The organism is Enterococcus sp. DIV1368d (assembly GCF_050542975.1).
In the GTDB taxonomy this organism is placed as follows: Bacteria; Bacillota; Bacilli; order Lactobacillales; family Enterococcaceae; genus Enterococcus_D; species Enterococcus_D casseliflavus.
Map to the genome: position 1 here is coordinate 609,060 of NZ_CP172939.1, position 20,595 is coordinate 629,654.

The 20,595-nt window shown below is 44.1% G+C and carries 18 protein-coding genes, 3 tRNA genes and 3 rRNA genes; 14 read left to right on the plus strand and 10 right to left on the minus strand.

The window, feature by feature from the left end; all coding sequences use genetic code 11:
- Window positions 1–130: 130 nt before the first annotated feature.
- Together IGJ44_RS02830 and IGJ44_RS02835 are read right to left on the minus strand one after the other, a co-directional pair.
- Complete coding sequence (locus IGJ44_RS02830; protein ID WP_005227640.1) at window positions 131–538, minus strand: type II toxin-antitoxin system death-on-curing family toxin; 408 nt, start codon at window positions 536–538, stop codon at window positions 131–133.
- On the minus strand, window positions 535–777 hold the full coding sequence (locus IGJ44_RS02835; RefSeq protein ID WP_005227642.1) for an addiction module antitoxin: 243 nt from the start codon (window positions 775–777) through the stop codon (window positions 535–537). The genes IGJ44_RS02830 and IGJ44_RS02835 overlap by 4 nt, the downstream gene beginning before the upstream one ends.
- A 326-nt stretch (window positions 778–1,103) precedes the next feature.
- Here IGJ44_RS02835 and IGJ44_RS02840 point away from each other — a divergent pair, with 326 nt between their 5' ends.
- The 4 genes from IGJ44_RS02840 (at window position 1,104) to IGJ44_RS02855 (ending at window position 4,604) form a co-directional block, all read left to right on the plus strand.
- Window positions 1,104–2,486, plus strand: a complete 1,383-nt coding sequence (locus IGJ44_RS02840; RefSeq protein ID WP_167827369.1) for a bifunctional metallophosphatase/5'-nucleotidase — start codon at window positions 1,104–1,106, stop codon at window positions 2,484–2,486.
- 90 nt (window positions 2,487–2,576) lie between these two features.
- Complete coding sequence (locus IGJ44_RS02845) at window positions 2,577–3,197, plus strand: YutD family protein (RefSeq protein WP_015509029.1); 621 nt, start codon at window positions 2,577–2,579, stop codon at window positions 3,195–3,197.
- A 1-nt stretch (window position 3,198) separates the two neighbouring features.
- The gene (locus IGJ44_RS02850) at window positions 3,199–3,969 is read left to right on the plus strand and encodes a TIGR01457 family HAD-type hydrolase (protein WP_061053784.1); all 771 of its coding nucleotides are present in this window, start codon (window positions 3,199–3,201) and stop codon (window positions 3,967–3,969) included.
- Window positions 3,966–4,604, plus strand: a complete 639-nt coding sequence (locus IGJ44_RS02855; protein WP_074536563.1) for a TIGR01906 family membrane protein — start codon at window positions 3,966–3,968, stop codon at window positions 4,602–4,604. Before IGJ44_RS02850 ends, IGJ44_RS02855 begins: the two co-directional genes overlap by 4 nt.
- Before the next feature lie 56 nt (window positions 4,605–4,660).
- Here the strand turns inward: IGJ44_RS02855 and IGJ44_RS02860 are convergent, their stop codons facing one another.
- From IGJ44_RS02860 to IGJ44_RS02870, 3 genes are all read right to left on the minus strand, one after another.
- Entirely contained in the window at window positions 4,661–5,170 is a 510-nt protein-coding gene (locus tag IGJ44_RS02860; protein ID WP_005227653.1) for a phosphatidylglycerophosphatase A family protein, read from the minus strand.
- A 108-nt stretch (window positions 5,171–5,278) separates the two neighbouring features.
- Window positions 5,279–5,920: a bis(5'-nucleosyl)-tetraphosphatase (symmetrical) YqeK gene (gene yqeK / locus IGJ44_RS02865; RefSeq protein WP_086294574.1), complete on the minus strand. Its 642-nt coding sequence runs from the start codon at window positions 5,918–5,920 to the stop codon at window positions 5,279–5,281.
- A 5-nt stretch (window positions 5,921–5,925) separates the two neighbouring features.
- A complete protein-coding gene (locus IGJ44_RS02870; protein ID WP_010748839.1) occupies window positions 5,926–6,903 on the minus strand; it encodes an NAD(P)/FAD-dependent oxidoreductase in 978 nt (325 codons plus the stop codon).
- 140 nt (window positions 6,904–7,043) lie between these two features.
- Here IGJ44_RS02870 and IGJ44_RS02875 point away from each other — a divergent pair, with 140 nt between their 5' ends.
- Window positions 7,044–7,631 carry a peptidylprolyl isomerase gene (locus IGJ44_RS02875; protein WP_005227659.1) on the plus strand — a complete coding sequence of 196 codons (588 nt, stop codon included), beginning with the start codon at window positions 7,044–7,046 and terminating at the stop codon, window positions 7,629–7,631.
- A gap of 90 nt (window positions 7,632–7,721) precedes the next feature.
- Here IGJ44_RS02875 and IGJ44_RS02880 read toward each other — a convergent pair whose 3' ends face one another.
- Entirely contained in the window at window positions 7,722–8,903 is a 1,182-nt protein-coding gene (locus IGJ44_RS02880) for a MalY/PatB family protein (protein WP_086294575.1), read from the minus strand.
- Between the two features lie 93 nt (window positions 8,904–8,996).
- Between IGJ44_RS02880 and IGJ44_RS02885 the strand changes: the two genes are divergently transcribed.
- From IGJ44_RS02885 to IGJ44_RS02915, 7 genes are all read left to right on the plus strand, one after another.
- Window positions 8,997–9,377, plus strand: coding sequence for a CvfD/Ygs/GSP13 family RNA-binding post-transcriptional regulator (locus tag IGJ44_RS02885; RefSeq protein ID WP_005227662.1), 381 nt, complete (start codon window positions 8,997–8,999; stop codon window positions 9,375–9,377).
- A gap of 67 nt (window positions 9,378–9,444) precedes the next feature.
- Entirely contained in the window at window positions 9,445–9,807 is a 363-nt protein-coding gene (locus tag IGJ44_RS02890) for a hypothetical protein (protein ID WP_005227664.1), read from the plus strand.
- A gap of 565 nt (window positions 9,808–10,372) precedes the next feature.
- Window positions 10,373–11,931: ribosomal RNA gene (locus IGJ44_RS02895) — 16S ribosomal RNA — on the plus strand.
- Window positions 11,932–12,160: 229 nt separating this feature from the next.
- Window positions 12,161–15,075 (plus strand): 23S ribosomal RNA (locus tag IGJ44_RS02900).
- Between the two features lie 80 nt (window positions 15,076–15,155).
- Window positions 15,156–15,271, plus strand: a 5S ribosomal RNA gene (rrf, locus tag IGJ44_RS02905).
- Together the 16S, 23S and 5S rRNA genes with 1 tRNA gene alongside form the textbook arrangement of a ribosomal RNA operon.
- Before the next feature lie 11 nt (window positions 15,272–15,282).
- Window positions 15,283–15,356, plus strand: a tRNA-Asn gene (locus IGJ44_RS02910).
- 167 nt (window positions 15,357–15,523) lie between these two features.
- Complete coding sequence (locus IGJ44_RS02915) at window positions 15,524–16,174, plus strand: HAD hydrolase-like protein (protein ID WP_167827235.1); 651 nt, start codon at window positions 15,524–15,526, stop codon at window positions 16,172–16,174.
- Between the two features lie 48 nt (window positions 16,175–16,222).
- On the opposite strand, the gene IGJ44_RS02920 is transcribed toward IGJ44_RS02915, so the two are convergent.
- Window positions 16,223–16,579 carry an iron-sulfur cluster biosynthesis family protein gene (locus IGJ44_RS02920; protein ID WP_015509034.1) on the minus strand — a complete coding sequence of 119 codons (357 nt, stop codon included), beginning with the start codon at window positions 16,577–16,579 and terminating at the stop codon, window positions 16,223–16,225.
- 392 nt (window positions 16,580–16,971) lie between these two features.
- Here IGJ44_RS02920 and IGJ44_RS02925 point away from each other — a divergent pair, with 392 nt between their 5' ends.
- Complete coding sequence (locus IGJ44_RS02925; RefSeq protein ID WP_167827234.1) at window positions 16,972–17,406, plus strand: universal stress protein; 435 nt, start codon at window positions 16,972–16,974, stop codon at window positions 17,404–17,406.
- A gap of 972 nt (window positions 17,407–18,378) precedes the next feature.
- Here the strand turns inward: IGJ44_RS02925 and IGJ44_RS02930 are convergent.
- Window positions 18,379–18,451, minus strand: a tRNA-Thr gene (locus IGJ44_RS02930).
- 194 nt (window positions 18,452–18,645) lie between these two features.
- On the opposite strand from IGJ44_RS02930, the gene IGJ44_RS02935 reads away from it, so the two are divergent.
- Window positions 18,646–18,719 (plus strand) — tRNA-Asn (locus tag IGJ44_RS02935).
- Between the two features lie 90 nt (window positions 18,720–18,809).
- Here the strand turns inward: IGJ44_RS02935 and IGJ44_RS02940 are convergent.
- Complete coding sequence (locus tag IGJ44_RS02940) at window positions 18,810–20,198, minus strand: hypothetical protein (RefSeq protein WP_205821375.1); 1,389 nt, start codon at window positions 20,196–20,198, stop codon at window positions 18,810–18,812.
- Window positions 20,195–20,584: a GntR family transcriptional regulator gene (locus tag IGJ44_RS02945; RefSeq protein ID WP_167827232.1), complete on the minus strand. Its 390-nt coding sequence runs from the start codon at window positions 20,582–20,584 to the stop codon at window positions 20,195–20,197. Before IGJ44_RS02945 ends, IGJ44_RS02940 begins: the two co-directional genes overlap by 4 nt.
- Between the last annotated feature and the right edge of the window lie 11 nt (window positions 20,585–20,595).

Sequence of the window (20,595 nt, forward strand, 5' to 3'; positions counted from 1 at the left end):
TTGTCTGAAAGTCTTTAGTTGAGTCTTCTCTTTGATAAATTTTCATGATCAATTTTTAGCCAATCTAGTAAAAAGTGAATCACGATTGTTTGATTGTAGGTGAAGAATTGCTGATTAGCTAGTTACTTTTTTACGACTTTCTTGTGTATTTTCGAAGGTAGTCAGAGGTTGATCGTTTTAAAGTATCAAATTTATTTTCGTCATATTTCGCAATGTGCACCAGAAATGCAATCGTTTGATTTTGTTCGAAAAAAGTTTCATAGTGGTTAAGCTTGAAAAAAACATCCGTTGCCATGAAAGCCGTTCGTTTATTGGCATTATGAAAGGGATGTTTTTTGATTAAGTTGATTAGAAGGATTGCAGCTTTTTCCTCCATTGAGGGATATAATTCTTTTGAAAAAACGATTTGTTGCGGTTGTTTTACAGCCATGGCTAATCCAGATGGATCACGCAAGCCGATCTCTTCATTTGGTGTTTGACTTTTGATAAGCACGACATTCATTTTTATGATTTGTTTTTCTGATAAGTAGATTGTCAATGATTTGCGAGCTCCTTATACATCTCTTCATATTGAGAAAAAGATTGATCGATTAAACGATTGATTTCGAGTTCCTGCTCAGAAGGTAATGACTTTTTCGTGATTGCAGCAGCTAATTTGTCTTCATCAACAAATACGTAATCATTTTCTTGAATTCCTATTTTTTCTAATAATTCTTTCGATAATGTTAAAACAACTGAATTTCCGCTCTTTCTAATTTTTCGTTCTTGAATACTCACTTTACATCTCCTCCTTATATCGTATATACAGTATATACGATAAACGAGAATTACTCAATAATTGTATGATCGTATGTTAGTGCTATATATTTTGGATCGTATTTGCTTGGAAAAAAATCATTCCAACAATTGAGCAAAACATGGCGGTACTTTTTGACAAATGACTGTCTATTTATTCCATTCTTTTCCAAGCATTCCAATGGTTTCCCAGAGATTTTATGCTATGCTTATTTTGTAGAGACTTCCGTCGTCTTTCTACTGGCAACCCTTGATGCCAATAGAAATGGATAGTGATTTCAGGCGACGTATTTGAAAAGAGGCGCACAATGGAAAAAATTACGATTATCCATACCAACGATCTGCATTCCCACCTAGAACATTGGCCGAAGATGCGGCGTTATTTGGATCAAAGAAAACGAGAAGCGGATACCACCGAAGAGACAGTGATCGCAGTCGACTTAGGCGACTTTGTCGATCGCTGGCATCCTTTGACAGAAGCAACTGACGGCAAGGCGAATGTCGACTTGATGAATCAAGGACATTACGATGCGGTGACGATTGGGAACAATGAAGGGGTCGGCAATCCCAAAGAGGTCTTGCAGCATTTATATGACCAAGCAGAATTTCCTGTCATTTTAGGCAATTTATTTGATAAACAGGATTTACGTCCGCCAAAGTGGGCACAAGAATACAAAATCATGGAAAGCAATCAAGGCGCCAAAATCGGCCTGATCGCTTTTACAGCACCGTTTCCGCTGACATATGCCCCAAACGGCTGGGACATTCGCGAACCCTTGGAGATTTTGCCTTCATTGGTGCAGCATTTGCGCCCCGAGGTCGATCTGCTGGTCTTGATGAGCCATCTAGGCATCAATGCTGACCGCCAGATTGCGAGGGACTTTCCAGAACTAGATGTTATATTAGGTTCCCACACGCACCATTTGTTTGAAAAGGGCGAAGTCATCAATAGTGTTCAAATTGGGGCAGCTGGCAAGTTTGGTTTTAACATTGGCGAAGTCGAAGTGGTCTTAGATGATCACCATCGCCCAATCAAGCATCGCGCACGTGTGATTCCGACGGATTCGTTGGTGGCTTTTCCGCAAGATGAGGAAGAGATCGCCGAATATCTATCGATCGGCCATCGCTTGCTGCGGGCAAATCAGGTGGCAGAAATTCCAGCAGCGTTTACGAGGGATTGGCAAAGTGAACATTCCTTGGTTCGGGAGGCGCTTTTGGCATTATGTGCCAAAGGACAGACAGATGCCGCCATCTTAAATACGGGGCTATTCTTAGATGATTTGCCACAAGGACGGGTTGATCAAGATCAGCTGCACACGATTTTACCCCATCCGATGCATTTGATTCGGGTGACGCTGCAAGGCGCGGATGTCATTCGATTGGTCTTAGAAATGGAAAAAAATCGCAACTTTTTGCGCAATTTCCCAATTATGGGGATGGGTTTTCGAGGGAAGATTTTTGGCGAACTGGTTTATGAAGGCATCCGCTTTGATGAAAAAAACCACCAAGTATTGTGGAAACAAGAGCCCGTCGATCCTGCTCAAAGCTACACGTTGACCCTTGTGGATCACTACTTGTTTATTCCGTTTTTCCCGACGATCGAGATTGCTGGAACCGTTGAGTTTCTTTTTCCAGACTTTATTCGCACAGTGGTCGGTGATTACCTGAGTCAGAAATACCCCATTCACTAGTTCGTCACTCCTTCAGCTGGTTTTTGCGAGAAAACCGCGACTATCATTGGGGAATAAAACAAGGTATAATAAACAGCAGGTGGTGAAAAAATGACCGAAAAACAAACGATCACAGATGAAATGACATCTGTACTAGAAGAAATTATTGAAGAACCAGCGAAACAACCGCAAAAAGGCGAGTTGGTGACTTTGTTAAATGATGAAGAATTAATGATTGGCAATCGACAATACAAATTGGTCATGGATTATCGTGAAGGCTTCAATCCAGAAAAACTTGGCGAGCGTTACAGTGAAGTGTTGGCACGTTATGATTATATCGTAGGCGATTGGGGTTATGAGCAGCTGCGTTTGAAAGGCTTTTTTGAAAAGGATAACCGCAAAGCATTACCCGATCAGCGTATCGACATGCTGGAAGACTATTTGTATGAGTATTGCAACTTCGGTTGTGCCTATTTCGTGATCCAACGAGTTGGCGGCAAGAAAGAAAAAAGTACCTCCCGCCGACGCAAGAAAAAGCCAACCCAAAACAATCAAAATCAAAACACACAACAAAACGCCCATATAGAAGAAAAGCGTGACACAGTACCGCAGAAAAAAAGCAAACCAACGATCAAAAATCGTAAACCAAAAGAAAAAAACGTCAAAAAAACCGAAACAACTACGGTGAAAAAAGGCAAAAAAGAGTTTACGATTCGACAAAGGGAAGAATAAGATGAAATATAAAGGCTATTTGATTGATCTAGACGGCACGATTTATTTAGGAAAAGAGCCGATCCCTGCTGGGAAACGCTTCGTAGAATCCTTACAAGAAAAAGGACTGCCCTATTTATTTGTGACCAACAATACGACCCGCAGTCCCGAAGTCGTGGCACAGCGATTGGCGGATGAATTTTCGATTCACGTGGCACCAGAAACGATCTATACCGCAAGCTTGGCAACGATCGATTTTATGAAAGACCATGGCAAAGGCCGCAAAGTGTTTGTGATCGGCGAAGCGGGGTTGATCGATTTGATCTTAGCTGCTGGGTTTGAGTGGGAAGAAACCAATCCGGATTATGTCGTGGTTGGTTTAGACAACCACGTGACGTATGAAAAATTTGTTTTAGCAACGTTAGCGATCCAAAAAGGAGCTACCTTTATCGGGACCAATCCAGACAAAAATATCCCGACGGAAAGAGGCTTGTTGCCAGGTGCAGGTTCACTGATCGCAATGGTGGAGACTGCCACCCAAACGCAACCGATCTTTATTGGCAAACCAGAAGCGATCATTATGGAAAAAGCGGTGGCACACATCGGCTTATCAAAAGAAGAGGTCTTGATGGTGGGGGACAATTACGAAACCGATATTCGCTCGGGGATCCAAAACGGGATCGATTCTTTGCTCGTATTATCTGGTTTTACCCCGAAAGCGGCAGTTCCGACATTACCAGTAGCACCAACTTATGTGGTGGATTCTTTAGATGAGTGGGATTTTGAACAATGAAAAAACAAGTGTGGCTTGAACGCTTAGGATTTGTCTGCTTGTTTTTGTTTTTGGTCAGTCTAGCGATCACCCTAACGATCAATTTTCGACCGTTATATTGGTTTGATGTCGATCACTTGAATCTGCTGGATTATACCTCGCTAACAAGAGAAGAGTTGTTGAAGAACTATGGCTTATTGTTAGATTTTCTAAACAATCCCTTTGCAAGTACGCTCGCCTTGCCAGATTTTCCAATGTCTGAAGCTGGCGCTGGGCATTTTTACGATGTGAAGCAGTTGTTTCTATTAAATTATGCCGTGATGATCGTCACGGTGCTGCCGAGTATCTGGTTCGTCAATCGGTTACGGCAAAAACAACAGCAATGGCGCTTGATTCGTCCTTTTCAATGGGGGATGATATTGCCGCTGATTTTCGGGTTTTTGATGGCAGTCGGCTTTGATCGCTTTTTCGTTACGTTCCATGAGATTTTCTTCAGTAACGACGATTGGCTATTTAATCCAGCCACCGATCCGATCATCAACGTATTGCCAGAAACGTTTTTCATGCATTGCTTTATTCTCTTTTTTGTCTTGATTGAAGTCTTCTTTTTTGCTTTCTATTGGTGGGGCAAACGAGGCTTGAAAAAAACAGCATAATGAAAAAAAGATCAACGATCCACTTCCTTTGAAGGAGGCGGATCGTCGGTCTTTTTTTATTGCGTAATGTAATGAGATTTACTTGGGTGTTGATGGGCTAAGCGACTTGCGGCAGAAGCTGCGATGGCACCTACGATATCATCTAAAAAGGTGTGAACGCGGGGACCGTCGTGCTTGTTCAGTTCTTTCAAAATACCCGGTTTGACTTTATCAATGTATCCATAGTTAGTAAAGCCGATCGAGCCGTACACGTTGACGATGGATAGAGCGAGGATCTCATCGATCCCATAAAGCCCTTCGTCTTCTTTAACGATTTCTTGCAGTGGATGCAGCAGTTGATTTTCTTCTGCCAAAATATCCAATTGGACCCCCGTTAAAATCGTGTTGTGGACTTCCCGCTTGCTTAAGACAGCGTTGACGCTTTCGATACACATCTCCAAGGTGATGCCTTCAATGTAATCTTTTTGCAAGAACATCACCAATTCGCCAATGTCTTGCAACGAGACACCGCGGTCGGCCAACAATTCTCTTGCTTTGTCTTCAAGTGTTTTGCTTTCTAATACCATATAGTTCCCCTCCATGTAAAAATAGTTTATTCAAAAGTCAACATGCGACTGATGGATTGCGATCATAAGTAGTGCCCTATTCCAGTTGCAGGCCATGCCGTTTGGGTTTTAATCCCTTCTGACATCCACTGAAGCACAGGTGTTGGCTAGTTCTGCTTTGGCTGCCACTGCCCAAGGATGGGGGACCACCAAGTCACCAGCAAAAAGCCAGTCCATATAATACCCAACGGCGGCTTCCAAGGAATCATCGAGGCGGTCTAATAAGCCGGTTAAGAAAGGCGCTTGATCTTTGCGATCCCATTTGATTTTGTCGGCTAAAAAAACGATCAGATCGAGACGATTATATTGGGCCTTTAAGGTGGTATGACAGCTGATGGCGGACAGAATGTCTGGATCAGACACCTGAAAAACCGTTTTTGCCAACAAAGCGGATTGCTGCTGATGCAGCAAAAAAGGTGCTTGCCGCTCCGCATCTAAGATCGGTTCGCCTACTGCTATCTGCAAGGCGATTCGCTGGTCATTAGGGATGACGACGCTGACATCGTGCAGCAGTCCTGCCAAGTAAGCTTTCTCCGCATTGACTTGAAACCGTTCTGCCAATCGTTTGGCTTCTTGGGCAACGGCTAGATTGTGGACCGCCGTTTCGGCATGATCGAAGGCTTCCAGATACTGAACCATTTGCTCAGTGAGGGTCTTGCCCTGTAAAGGGAGAGTATAGGCGGCAAGTTGACGTTGACCAGCTTGTTTCATCTCAGCTACTCCTTAAAAAGACTCGTACTGTGGGCAGGTTGTGTCCGCGTTTTGGGATCGATGTAGTGGAGCGCATTGTTCACCGCAGTTGGGGCTTCCCCGAAACCAGTAGCGATCAGGTCGACTTTTCCATCGTATAAAACGACATCCCCACAGCCATAGATCCCAGGAACAGACGTGCTCATATCTGAAGAGACGAAGACTCCTTGGCGACTGCTTTTCATGCCCCAATCCTTGATGTTCAATGTGGAAGAAAAACCGTAATTGACGATCAAAGCATCCAATGAAAGGCTGACCGTTTCATCACCCTTGACTTGCTGCAACGAGACACCAGTCAAACGTTGCTCTCCTTGGATTTCTTGGATCACATAAGGAGTCAAAATGTTGACGGCAGAAGCCTGTAATTTACTGACGCTATGTTCATGGGCACGAAATTCAGGACGGCGATGGATCAAGTAGACTTCACTAGCGATCGGCTCCAGCATTAATGCCCAATCGATGGCAGAATCGCCGCCACCGGCGATCGCTACTTTGCGTCCAGCATACTTCATTAAATCGGTGACAAAATAGTCTAAGCCGTATCCTTCAAAACGCTCGCTTTCTGGCAAAGTCAGTTTGCGCGGCTGGAAGGAGCCGTTTCCTAAAGCCAAAATCACGGCTTTCGAGTAATGGATTCCTTTGTCGGTGGTGACTTCGATATAGTCTTCTTGTTTTTCGACCGACAAGACGGTTTCTTCTAAACAATATTGGTGATTGAAGGTCGTCAACTGTTTTTCCAGGTTTTGGACAAGATCGCCCGCTTTGATTTTCGGATAACCTGGGATATCGTAGATGTATTTTTCTGGGTATAAAGTAGCAAGCTGACCGCCTAATTGCGGCAAGCTGTCGATGATCTTGGTTTTGGCGTTACGCATACCGGCATAGAAAGCAGAAAACATCCCGCTAGGTCCCGCGCCGATAATCGTTATATCAAAAATATCCATGTTATTCCTCTTTTCTAACCACGTTGGGGTGAAGCGTGTTCGTAGTGTACGAATAGCTTCATTATAGCAAAAATTATCCAAACTAGCATTTTTTCAATTTTCTGCTATCATGGATTTATGAGAGAGAAGGAGGAGTTAATGTGTCTGAATTTCCACAGTTAGCATTAGAAAAACAAACTGGCCATAAAGCAGTCATCAAAACCAATCGTGGGGATGTAGTTGTACAATTGTTCCCAGAATTGGCACCAAAAACAGTGAAGAACTTCGTTGAATTAGCGAAAAAAGGGTATTACGATGGGATCATCTTCCACCGTGTCATTCCTGATTTTATGATTCAAGGCGGCGATCCAACTGGTACAGGGATGGGCGGCGAAAGCATCTATGGTGGCAGCTTTGAAGATGAATTTTCAAAAGAATTGTTCAATCTTCGTGGCGCTTTATCCATGGCAAACGCTGGTCCAAATACTAACGGCAGCCAGTTTTTCATCGTAAACAATCAAAATGTTCCTAGCAACATGTTAGGTCAATTAGAAGGTGCTGGTTATCCAGCTGAAATCATCGAAGCGTATCAAGCGGGTGGTACTCCTTGGTTAGATTTCCGTCACACAGTCTTCGGTCATGTGATCGAAGGAATGTCAGTCGTTGATGAAATCGCTGGCGTGCAACGAGGACCACAAGATCGTCCAGTGCATGATGTAGTGATCGAAACGATCGAAATCAGCGAATAAAACAAAAGAACCCAAAAGCAGTTTCAACGGTCACCCTCAAGGAGATCGTTGAAATGGCAGCTTTAGGGTTCTTTTTTTCATAAGAAAGAGTTAACCGATCGGTTGGTCTTTAAACGCGGCGGCGATTTGATTGAGTGCTTTTTCTAATAGCTCTTTAGGACAGGCAAAGTTCAACCGCATATGGTGACTGCCGCGAGGACCAAAGATACTTCCTTGGTTCAATACGACATTGGCTTCTTTGATCAGTTTGCGCTGCAGCTGATTGTCCGTTAGGCCATAGGCAGAAAAATCTAGCCAGATCAAGTAAGTACCTTCGGGTTTTTGAAAGGTCACTGCTGGGAGTTGTTCAGTCAAAAAGTCGCAGACAAAGGTGCGATTTGCTTCTAAATAGGACAAAAGTTCTTCTAACCATGCTTCAGATTCACGATACGCTGCTTCAGTAGCGACCAAACCAAACGTATTGATTTCCCCTTGAACATTGCGTTCTTGTGTTTTTGCAAATTGGCTGCGCAAGGTTTGGTCTTTGATGAATACCATCGAATTTTTGATCCCAGCTAAATTAAAGGTCTTGGTTGCTGAGGTCAAGATGATCGAAAAATCGGCAAAGCTTGGCTCGACTGTTTGGAAAGAAACAAAGTGATTTGGCGCAAAAACGATGTCTTGATGGATCTCATCACTGACAACGACCACCTGGTGCTTTTGACAAATACGGCCGATCGTCAGCAGTTCTTCTTTTGACCACACGCGACCGCCAGGATTATGAGGATTACATAGAAGAAACAATTTTACCTTCTTGTCGATGATGGTTTGTTCCATCGCCTCAAAATCGATGACAAAGTGGCCCTCTTTTTCTAGTAACGGTTCTTGAATTAAGGTCCGCTGATTGTTTTTGACAACATGGGCAAAGGGATGGTAGACCGGATCGTGGATCAATACGGCATCTCCTTCTTGCGTATAACTTTGGATCGCCAGTGCAATACTAGGGACGACACCGCTGTTAAAAAGGATCGCTTCCTTATTGATGGTATAACCATGACGTCTTTGCTGCCAATCGATGATGGATTCAAGCAGCGAATCAGGGATGGTGGAATACCCATAGATCCCTTGGGCAACTGCTTTTTCTAAAGCTTTTTTCACAGGTTCTGGTGCCAGAAAATCCATGTCGGCTACCCAAAGCGGCAACAAGTTTTCTTCCTTATAGGTTTTTGCAATGGTATCCCATTTGACGCTATTGGTATTTAAGCGCGGATGAACTTTGTCAAAATTGATCATGCGTTTCCCTCCTATATTGTGCAACGTTGTTTCTGATGCTTCAAATCTACCACTAGTTCAAGTATAATGAAAGTGGAAAAGAGAGGAAAGACTATGAATTATCAAATCGGGAACATTATAGAAGGAACAGTCACTGGGATTCAACCCTATGGTGCATTTGTTTCGTTAGATAAGGAAACACAGGGATTGATCCATGTTTCAGAGATCCAATCTGGGTTTACCAAAAATATCCATGAAGTCTTACAGATCGGGCAAAAGATCCGTGTACAAATCATTGATATTGACGAATACAGCCAAAAGATCAGTTTGTCCCGCCGTACATTGGAAACGAGTTTTGTTCAGCCACCCTTTAAGCGTAAACGCTACTTTACAAATAAGAATAAGCGGATCGGTTTTCGTACGATTGGAGAAGCTTTACCAGTGTGGGTGAAAGAGGCCAAAGAAATGTTAGAAAAAGAAAACAGCAGCAGATAATCGTGCATATTTTCTGAAAATGTGCTAAAATTAGTTTACAAACAGATGAATAACTGAGGTGGGTATTTTGGGATCCAAAAAAGTAGCGGGTACAGTTATGATGCACTTAGCAAATGGTTCGAAACGATTTTTGATGCAAATACACGAAGGCACTGCGGAATTAGCGTCAACGGATTTTTCTGAAGATAAAACCGGCTTGGCTACGATCTTACAATTGTTTAAAGACCGTATCCACCTTGATGTGACAGCGATCGAACTCGTTGAGCTCACAAATGGCAATATTGATACGCAAAACATTCCTTTATTTGTTTTTGAAACACAAGAAGCAGGACAAACGCAACAGCTGCCAGAAGGGTATGCGTGGGAAGAGCCCAATATCTTTCGTAAGATCATTGAAGACTACGAGATTGAAGGCGTTCCGTTCTTTTAGCACCTGAATATTAGCGAAAAGACTGAAGACCGTTACGACGGTCTTTTTTTATTGAAAACTTTTTGTAAATAAAATGAAATATTTCCTTGACCTGAGTCAAGAAGAATGGTAAATTAGTCAACGTTGGCAATTGAGCCAGCGGGTCAAAACAACAGTTGAAAAAACTTCAAAAAAAGACTTGACCAAAAATGCAACAGATGATATTATAACGAAGTCGCAATAATAAAACAGTTAATCAATGTTGATAGATCAACAAAATTAATTAAAAAAAGTTGTTGACAAATAACAAATCATTTGTTATTCTAATTAAGTCGCTGAAACAGCCGCTACGAAGTTGAAAAACAACGAGCGAAAAAAACTTTTAAAAAAGAGTTGACAATCAAATGTCGCTCTGATATAATATAAAAGTTGCTAACACAGCACGGTAGACCTTTGAAAACTGAACAAAGCAAGCAAACGAACCAATGTGTAGGACGTTTCAATTTATTGAAACAAATACATGCAAGCAATAGCTAGCAAAGTTAATTTTTATGAGCTTAATGACCGTATGGTCATTCAAACAAATCATTATGAGAGTTTGATCCTGGCTCAGGACGAACGCTGGCGGCGTGCCTAATACATGCAAGTCGAACGCTTTTTCTTTCACCGGAGCTTGCTCCACCGAAAGAAAAAGAGTGGCGAACGGGTGAGTAACACGTGGGTAACCTGCCCATCAGAAGGGGATAACACTTGGAAACAGGTGCTAATACCGTATAACACTATTTTCCGCATGGAAGAAAGTTGAAAGGCGCTTTTGCGTCACTGATGGATGGACCCGCGGTGCATTAGCTAGTTGGTGAGGTAACGGCTCACCAAGGCAACGATGCATAGCCGACCTGAGAGGGTGATCGGCCACACTGGGACTGAGACACGGCCCAGACTCCTACGGGAGGCAGCAGTAGGGAATCTTCGGCAATGGACGAAAGTCTGACCGAGCAACGCCGCGTGAGTGAAGAAGGTTTTCGGATCGTAAAACTCTGTTGTTAGAGAAGAACAAGGATGAGAGTAAAATGTTCATCCCTTGACGGTATCTAACCAGAAAGCCACGGCTAACTACGTGCCAGCAGCCGCGGTAATACGTAGGTGGCAAGCGTTGTCCGGATTTATTGGGCGTAAAGCGAGCGCAGGCGGTTTCTTAAGTCTGATGTGAAAGCCCCCGGCTCAACCGGGGAGGGTCATTGGAAACTGGGAGACTTGAGTGCAGAAGAGGAGAGTGGAATTCCATGTGTAGCGGTGAAATGCGTAGATATATGGAGGAACACCAGTGGCGAAGGCGGCTCTCTGGTCTGTAACTGACGCTGAGGCTCGAAAGCGTGGGGAGCGAACAGGATTAGATACCCTGGTAGTCCACGCCGTAAACGATGAGTGCTAAGTGTTGGAGGGTTTCCGCCCTTCAGTGCTGCAGCAAACGCATTAAGCACTCCGCCTGGGGAGTACGACCGCAAGGTTGAAACTCAAAGGAATTGACGGGGGCCCGCACAAGCGGTGGAGCATGTGGTTTAATTCGAAGCAACGCGAAGAACCTTACCAGGTCTTGACATCCTTTGACCACTCTAGAGATAGAGCTTCCCCTTCGGGGGCAAAGTGACAGGTGGTGCATGGTTGTCGTCAGCTCGTGTCGTGAGATGTTGGGTTAAGTCCCGCAACGAGCGCAACCCTTATTGTTAGTTGCCATCATTTAGTTGGGCACTCTAGCGAGACTGCCGGTGACAAACCGGAGGAAGGTGGGGATGACGTCAAATCATCATGCCCCTTATGACCTGGGCTACACACGTGCTACAATGGGAAGTACAACGAGTTGCGAAGTCGCGAGGCTAAGCTAATCTCTTAAAGCTTCTCTCAGTTCGGATTGTAGGCTGCAACTCGCCTACATGAAGCCGGAATCGCTAGTAATCGCGGATCAGCACGCCGCGGTGAATACGTTCCCGGGCCTTGTACACACCGCCCGTCACACCACGAGAGTTTGTAACACCCGAAGTCGGTGAGGTAACCTTTTGGAGCCAGCCGCCTAAGGTGGGATAGATGATTGGGGTGAAGTCGTAACAAGGTAGCCGTATCGGAAGGTGCGGCTGGATCACCTCCTTTCTAAGGAATATTTCGGAAGACTACACATCGTTTGCCTTTGTTCAGTTTTGAGAGGTTTACTCTCAAACAAAATTTGTTCATTGAAAACTGGATATCGAAGAAATAATCAAAACAAGTAACACACACCGAGTTGAAATGTTAAAAGAGTTTTTTAATAAGTTCAACGCTTATTTTCTTGAGCAACCTTCTATCGCTAGAAGAAGTACTCAAAACCGACCGTAAGGTCAAAGGTTAAGTGAATAAGGGCGCACGGTGGATGCCTTGGCACTAGGAGCCGATGAAGGACGGGACTAACACCGATATGCTTTGGGGAGCTGTAAGTAAGCTATGATCCAGAGATTTCCGAATGGGGGAACCCAGCATCTTTTATAGGATGTTACGTCTGCGTGAATACATAGCGCAGTCGAGGTAGACGCAGAGAACTGAAACATCTAAGTACCTGCAGGAAGAGAAAGAAAATTCGATTCCCTGAGTAGCGGCGAGCGAAACGGGAAAAGCCCAAACCAACAAGCTTGCTTGTTGGGGTTGTAGGACTCCGATATGGTAGTCTATTCAGATAGTCGAAATACTTGGAAAAGTATGTCAAAGAGGGTAAAAACCCCGTAGGCGAAATTTGGATAACACCTAGGAGGATCCTGAGTACGGCGGAACACGAGGAATTCCGTCGGAATCCGGGAGGACCATCTCCCAAGGCTAAATACTCCCTAGTGACCGATAGTGAACCAGTACCGTGAGGGAAAGGTGAAAAGCACCCCGGAAGGGGAGTGAAATAGATCCTGAAACCGTGTGCCTACAACAAGTTAGAGCCCGTTAATGGGTGATAGCGTGCCTTTTGTAGAATGAACCGGCGAGTTACGATAGCATGCGAGGTTAAGTTGAAGAGACGGAGCCGTAGCGAAAGCGAGTCTGAATAGGGCGAATGAGTATGTTGTCGTAGACCCGAAACCATGTGATCTACCCATGTCCAGGTTGAAGGTGCGGTAAAACGCACTGGAGGACCGAACCCACGTACGTTGAAAAGTGCGGGGATGAGGTGTGGGTAGCGGAGAAATTCCAAACGAACTTGGAGATAGCTGGTTCTCTCCGAAATAGCTTTAGGGCTAGCCTCGGAATTGAGAATGATGGAGGTAGAGCACTGTTTGGACTAGGGGCCCATCTCGGGTTACCGAATTCAGATAAACTCCGAATGCCATTCATTCATATCCGGGAGTCAGACTGTGAGTGATAAGATCCATAGTCGAAAGGGAAACAGCCCAGACCACCAGCTAAGGTCCCCAAATAACTATTAAGTGGAAAAGGATGTGGGGTTGCACAGACAACTAGGATGTTGGCTTAGAAGCAGCCACCATTTAAAGAGTGCGTAATAGCTCACTAGTCGAGTGACCCTGCGCCGAAAATGTACCGGGGCTAAATAGTTTACCGAAGCTGTGGAGTGCACCATTAGGTGCATTGGTAGGAGAGCGTTCTAAGGGCGTTGAAGGCAGATCGTGAGGACTGCTGGAGCGCTTAGAAGTGAGAATGCCGGTATGAGTAGCGAAAGACAGGTGAGAATCCTGTCCACCGAATGACTAAGGTTTCCTGGGGAAGGCTCGTCCGCCCAGGGTTAGTCGGGACCTAAGCCGAGGCCGACAGGCGTAGGCGATGGACAACAGGTTGATATTCCTGTACCCGTTGTTTTTGTTTGAGCAATGGAGGGACGCAGGAGGCTAAGAAGTGCAGACTGATGGATATGTCTGTTCAAGCAGTAAGTCTTGGTAGGAGTCAAATGCTTCTACCTATACGGACAAGCTGTGATGAGGAGGGAAATAATAGTACCGAAGCTTCTGATGTCACACTGCCAAGAAAAGCTTCTAGTGAGAAAACAACGGCCCGTACCGCAAACCGACACAGGTAGTCGAGGAGAGAATCCTAAGGTGAGCGAGAGAACTCTCGTTAAGGAACTCGGCAAAATGACCCCGTAACTTCGGGAGAAGGGGTGCTGCTCTAACGAGCAGCCGCAGTGAATAGGCCCAAGCGACTGTTTATCAAAAACACAGGTCTCTGCAAAATCGAAAGATGACGTATAGGGGCTGACGCCTGCCCGGTGCTGGAAGGTTAAGAGGAGTGCTTAGCGTAAGCGAAGGTACGAATTGAAGCCCCAGTAAACGGCGGCCGTAACTATAACGGTCCTAAGGTAGCGAAATTCCTTGTCGGGTAAGTTCCGACCCGCACGAAAGGCGTAACGATTTGGGCACTGTCTCAACGAGAGACTCGGTGAAATTTTAGTACCTGTGAAGATGCAGGTTACCCGCGACAGGACGGAAAGACCCCATGGAGCTTTACTGTAGTTTGATATTGAGTGTCTGTACCGCATGTACAGGATAGGTAGGAGCCGTAGAGATCGGGACGCCAGTTTCGATGGAGGCAATGGTGGGATACTACCCTTGCGTTATGGCCACTCTAACCCGCAGCCCTTATCGGGCTGGGAGACAGTGTCAGATGGGCAGTTTGACTGGGGCGGTCGCCTCCTAAAAGGTAACGGAGGCGCCCAAAGGTTCCCTCAGAATGGTTGGAAATCATTCGAAGAGTGTAAAGGCAGAAGGGAGCTTGACTGCGAGAGCTACAACTCGAGCAGGGACGAAAGTCGGGCTTAGTGATCCGGTGGTTCCGCATGGAAGGGCCATCGCTCAACGGATAAAAGCTACCCTGGGGATAACAGGCTTATCTCCCCCAAGAGTCCACATCGACGGGGAGGTTTGGCACCTCGATGTCGGCTCGTCGCATCCTGGGGCTGTAGTCGGTCCCAAGGGTTGGGCTGTTCGCCCATTAAAGCGGCACGCGAGCTGGGTTCAGAACGTCGTGAGACAGTTCGGTCCCTATCCGTCGCGGGCGTTGGAAATTTGAGAGGAGCTGTCCTTAGTACGAGAGGACCGGGATGGACTTACCGCTGGTGTACCAGTTGTCTCGCCAGAGGCATCGCTGGGTAGCTATGTAGGGAAGGGATAAACGCTGAAAGCATCTAAGTGTGAAGCCCACCTCAAGATGAGATTTCCCATTTCTTTAAGAAAGTAAGATCCCTGAGAGATGATCAGGTAGATAGGTCAGAAGTGGAAGGCCAGTGATGGTTGGAGCGGACTGATACTAATCGATCGAGGACTTAACCAAAAAGAAAAAAACATGTAAACTCGTAGAGTTTTGATTCTTCGATCCAGTTTTGAGTGAGCAACACTTACTCAATTGAATAGTGTGGTGGCGATAGCAAGAAGGATACACCTGTAACCATGCCGAACACAGAAGTTAAGCTTCTTAGCGCCGATTGTAGTGAAGGGTTTCCCTTTGTGAGAGTAGGACGTCGCCACGCATTTCAATTTTTCCGGCATAGCTCAGTTGGTAGTAGCGCATGACTGTTAATCATGATGTCGTAGGTTCGAGTCCTACTGCCGGAGTTGCTTGATAGCATCTGCTATCTTTTTTTTGCATAAAATGACAAAAATAAAGACGTTGCCTTTGATGGGGCAGCGTCTTTTTTATTTAGATGAGATCAGAACGAAAAGGAAGAAGTGTTGCTTGTCCTGCTGTTTTTTTCTATACTATTAGAAAAGGAGACGATGGCGTGAGAAAGAAAGTACTTTTTGATTTAGATGGAACGATCATTGATTCGAGTGAAGGAATCTATGGATCGATTCAATATGCGATGGAAAAAATGGGAAAACAGCAATTAGCGCAAGACGTACTGCGGAGCTTTGTGGGGCCGCCTTTGATTGAATCCTTCCGTGGCTTGGGCTTCGATGAAGCTGCTGCCCAGCAAGCCGTTGCCTTCTACCGGGAAAATTATCGTCAAGCGGGCATGTTTCAAGTCCAACCATATCCGTTGATCGAAGAAACATTGCAGGAGCTGGCGCAGGATCACGATTTGTATATCGCTACGTCGAAACCAGAAGTTTTTGCAAAAGAGATCCTGACCCATCTCAAGTATGATGGCTATTTCAAAGGAATCTATGGGGCGGATCTTGAGAATAAACGTGGGGAAAAAGTGGCCGTTATCCGCTACGCGTTAACTGAGATCGAAAAGGAGCAAAAAGCGCAGCAAACCATCATGATCGGCGACCGCGAGCATGATATTTTAGGTGCAAAAGAAAACCAGTTACCGGCAATCGGCGTTTTATATGGGTTTGGGTCAAAAGAAGAATTGCTTGATGCTGGTGCGATCGCTTTAGCCGCTGAGACACAAGAACTCTTAGCGTTGATTCCAGATTCATTATAGAGAAAAAGAGCTAACAAGCACCTTACAAGGCGTTTGTCAGCTCTTTAGTTACGCATTCGTTTGTTTCAACTGTGGAGAGGATTCCAATAAAAGATTGGTATCCAAATAGCCGCTTTCGTTTTTCAAAATCAAGGTTCCTGAAGTTGGGTGAACATCTAGAATCAAATGACCAGTCAAGAACATTTGATCATAGGTTGATGTAAAGAAAGTAAACTGATTGCTTGAGACTAACTCATTGTATGGGTCTAACGGTTCGTCGATCGGTGTGATCAAAAAACGTTCGCCGATCATACAGCATCCAGCTGCTGAAGAAAATTGGTTCGATCCGTCATTACTCGTCAGAATATATAAGTCGTGTCCTTCTGGAAAGCGAGCGGCGGCAGTAGGGGTAATATGTAAGTCCATTTTGCATGATCTCCTTTTTGAAACGAGTGAGCAGCAAGCTGTTTCGTTTCGATAATTGTTGATAAACCAAGTGTATCACTCCTCTTAGGGATGTGACAGCAACTTGCTTTTCAACAAACCAAGCTTAAAGTTTTAGCAAGAAAAAGGCGATAATACCGATTATCAGCAAGAAAAGCCCTAAGTACAAGAGCACAGTGACCGCAGCCTGGAAAAAAGAGCGCATTTCTTTCACCTCGAATCATTCTTCTTTTCATTTTACTGCATAATCACAGGGACAAGTAAGGAACTTCACAAATCTTAAAGGAAGTTTTAGGTCTCTTAAGAGTAGACCTTGTCCTTTTTTGTAACGCTTCCATTTTTTGTGGTAAAATAAAGAAAAGGAGGCGATTTGGATGTTACGTAATTGTCAAAATGTACTTGTTGCCTTGGATGGGTCGGATCAGTCAGAAAAAGCGTTCCAAGAAGCACTCGCGATTTGTCGTAGGAACAAAGCCAAATTGTATGTCCTCTCTGTTATCAACAATGCTGAGTTATCCACAAGTGCCTATGCTTTTGCGAAAATTTTTGATCAAGAAAAATTACGTGTGGAAACGGATATGTTGAAAAAAATCTATGATGCCAATCAACATGGGGTGGAAGATGTTGAGGTGATCGTTGAAGTCGGTGATCCAAAACGTTTTATCATCCATGCAGCAACAGAATTGTACCCGATTGATTTGATCATTATCGGTGCAACTGGCAAAGGTACATTGACCCGAGCTGTCGTAGGCTCAACCACCGATTATGTCGTCAATCATTCGAAATGTACGGTGTTGGTCGTGAAGTAAAAATTTAAATTAAACGGAAACAGTATGTTATTTTTTTAGTCAGCATAAAGCATCTCCTTTCAAAAAACTTCAGTTAGTTGAAAAACCCGCTCTCTTAGCTTTAGGAGAGCGGATTTTTTGTGGTAAAAAAGATGTGTCTAAAATTGAGCTGTAAGCACCGATTGAAAAACCGTTTTTGTTCGTTTTATAAAAAAATATTTATTTAAATTGATAAAAATTGACTGTTAGAAGAGATAGTTTGTTACACTTTTAATAAGCAAAGGCTGTAGGAAAAGTATTGGAGAGAGGGGCTGATAATTTATCGACTTTACAGAATGTAGCAGAATACAATCGAATATTGTTGGAAAGGAGAAATAAATGATGAAAAAGATTTTTAAAATTTTAATGATCATGTTTGTTATTTTTATAGTAATTATTTTTCTGCCTACTATTATACTTTTCATAATTAAATAGAAAGAAGGCATTTGAAATGAATTGGTTAAATTGAATTGAACCTTTACCCCGTGGTAATTGTTCAAGTTTGACTTGCGGAATTAAACCTTGTATTTCAGATTCTTGTTTAAATAATGAGGGACATTGAGAGGATGTTGGAATAAATCTTGTTATATCAATTTTAAACAATAAAAAAGGAGAATGAAATGAAGCGTGTTGCATAAAACTATTTGGTTGTTTTTTCGATTCTTTTGCTGATTATATGGCTAGGCTTGATCCAAGTGAAAGAATATTCGCAAGAAGCAGCCCTGTCAATCATTTACTTTATTAATCTATATACGCTCTTGTTTAAATTTAAAGATGCAGCGAGGATAGTGAAAGCAGTTGTATCGGTCCTACTATTGGGTTTTACGATCTTATTTCTTTTGTATATCGCAGGAAATTAGGGGCGTACGAATGATTAAGTTCAGAAATTATCGCTATACTTTGGGAATTAGATGCACAAAAAAAGACAACGTCCGACAAACGTTGTCCTACCAAAGCCACTTGACGGGCTTGAACCGTCGACCTCATCCTTACCATGGATGCGCTCTACCAACTGAGCTAAAGCGGCGTGTTATTTAACACAAGATATAGAATACCGTAAAGGCGCTGCTTTGTCAATGAGATTTTCGGATATTTCTTGAGAAAAACACTTTGCGGGAAGGGAAGTTTCTAAAAGGGGATTTTCTTGAAAAAAAGGAACAAAAAATTGATTTTTGCTCTTGCTAAATTATCTGACTATTTGGTATAGTACAGATAGATTCTTCCGGCATAGCTCAGTTGGTAGTAGCGCATGACTGTTAATCATGATGTCGTAGGTTCGAGTCCTACTGCCGGAGTATCAAAAACGACCTTCGTTTCGGAAGGTCGTTTTTTTGGTTGTGGATAGCCTGGGGATAATGGGTTCCCCAGTTTTTTCTCCAGAACACTCACTCCGCTGAGGAAATCTTCTGTACTAGTTCCTCGTATAAATCCGTCGTTTCGGCGGCTTTTTTATTTGTGTAAAAAACGGTTGGCCCATCTTTGGTGGTGACTTTTAAAATAGGTGTCGAGTTTATGTCCACGAACATTCTGGCAGGATCACCAGCAACGGTAAATTTACCGATTTGGTAACTGGCGGTTCCTACACCCATGGTACGAACACGAGGCGATGGCAAAGCTTCGATCAATTCCACCTCTTGAATATCTGCCAAAGAGACCGTTGTTTTCCCAGTCATTGGTGCATCGAAGGTGACTTCTTGTCCTTGCACTTCACCGGTGATCGCATCAGGAGCGAAATCTAAGCGATACATCGGAATGATGGTACCGACCATTAATACAAGTAAGAAGACAGCGGTGATACCTGAGACGATTTGTCCGCTACGTTTGCCTAGATTGATGCCGATATTCATCCCAACACGGTCAGGAACGAACAGTCGCGTATCATTAGGATTGATGTAAAAACCATATCGCCAGTAAGCATCTTCACCATAATAGCGCGGTTGTCCTGCTGGTTCTAAGAGCTGATCTTGCTTTTTACGCAGATCTAGCAACAAGAAGAAGGTAAAGACGATCAAGAAAACAACCAAAACAACAAAGAGCACTAAGAGGATAGTACTGAATGCTCCAGTAGCGGACATGGACGCCAGTGGGACAGTCAACAAGAGTAGTGTAATGGTACAAGTGACAGCGATCAATAAGGACCAATAGCGTTTTGTTAAATCATTGATGTGCTGGTCGATAGCTGAATTGCCGCTGATCCCGCGAACGGGTAAGCGACTGATGATCACCCAGAGATAGAGGAACAGCGCAAAAATTGCTAAGGAGACGCCGCCCATCAAGTATCCTGTAAAAAGATCAGGCAAGTGCCATGCTTGGTACAAACTGATCATCAACAAAATCCCCGCTGGAACGAGGCTATACCACGGCAGCATCCGCTTATTTTTGGCTTGAACGAGTTTTGTGTCGATCCGAATCGGATCGATGGGTAGTTCCCATCCATTGGCAAGGATCAATTGCCGCATTTTTCCGATGTAATGCACTTGTACCAGGTAAGCTGTCCCCAATAAAGCGGCCATATAAAGCCAGAACAGGGTAAGGATGATGGAGTCAGATAAATTGAACAAAAAAAGGAGACTTGCTACACTAAATGTACCAACGATTTGTAAGATACGCTTGCGAAATTCTGTGATCAAGCTGTGGACGCTAAGATCATCCAGATGCTCAGGGGCAAGGGTATTTTCGAGTAAAACATTTTTGTGGGGTTTACTGATCAAGCGTAAACCAAATGCGGTCGTCCCGCAGAGGACAAGAGCAATAATGAAAAAAAGATAGGTCATTTGCATTCATTCCTTTCAGGAAATTGGTCCAGCAGTTGTTGAACATCGGTTAAAAGCGCTTGCTTGCTTTTGCCGTGTAAGAGAGCGGTTGCCAGTTGCAGTTGCAAGTTTTGGCGATACTCCGCTTCTTGTCCGGAAGTAAACGGTGGTGGCGCGGCAACGGCGGTTCCTTTGCGGCGATCTGTGACTAACAAGCCTTCTTCTTTGAGGGAATTGTAGGCTTTTGAGATCGTCATGGTATTGATGCCGATCTCTTCGGCTAATTGACGGACGGATGGCAGCAATTCGCCAGCGGCCAAATCGCCTTTTGCGATACCGACAATGATCTTTTCCCGCAACTGCTGGTAGATGGGTTGGTTGCTTTGGGTTTGAATATCAAATATCATCGAAAACAGCT

Coding starts and splice junctions, on each gene's coding strand:
- IGJ44_RS02840 (WP_167827369.1), top strand. CDS start 1,104: ATGGAAAAAATTACGATTATCCATACCAACGATCTGCATTCCCACCTA.
- IGJ44_RS02845 (WP_015509029.1), top strand. CDS start 2,577: ATGACCGAAAAACAAACGATCACAGATGAAATGACATCTGTACTAGAA.
- IGJ44_RS02850 (WP_061053784.1), top strand. CDS start 3,199: ATGAAATATAAAGGCTATTTGATTGATCTAGACGGCACGATTTATTTA.
- IGJ44_RS02855 (WP_074536563.1), top strand. CDS start 3,966: ATGAAAAAACAAGTGTGGCTTGAACGCTTAGGATTTGTCTGCTTGTTT.
- IGJ44_RS02860 (WP_005227653.1), bottom strand. CDS start 5,170: ATGGTATTAGAAAGCAAAACACTTGAAGACAAAGCAAGAGAATTGTTG.
- yqeK (WP_086294574.1), bottom strand. CDS start 5,920: ATGAAACAAGCTGGTCAACGTCAACTTGCCGCCTATACTCTCCCTTTA.
- IGJ44_RS02870 (WP_010748839.1), bottom strand. CDS start 6,903: ATGGATATTTTTGATATAACGATTATCGGCGCGGGACCTAGCGGGATG.
- IGJ44_RS02880 (WP_086294575.1), bottom strand. CDS start 8,903: ATGATCAATTTTGACAAAGTTCATCCGCGCTTAAATACCAATAGCGTC.
- IGJ44_RS02885 (WP_005227662.1), top strand. CDS start 8,997: ATGAATTATCAAATCGGGAACATTATAGAAGGAACAGTCACTGGGATT.
- IGJ44_RS02920 (WP_015509034.1), bottom strand. CDS start 16,579: ATGGACTTACATATTACCCCTACTGCCGCCGCTCGCTTTCCAGAAGGA.
- IGJ44_RS02925 (WP_167827234.1), top strand. CDS start 16,972: ATGTTACGTAATTGTCAAAATGTACTTGTTGCCTTGGATGGGTCGGAT.
- IGJ44_RS02940 (WP_205821375.1), bottom strand. CDS start 20,198: ATGACCTATCTTTTTTTCATTATTGCTCTTGTCCTCTGCGGGACGACC.
- IGJ44_RS02945 (WP_167827232.1), bottom strand. CDS start 20,584: ATGATATTTGATATTCAAACCCAAAGCAACCAACCCATCTACCAGCAG.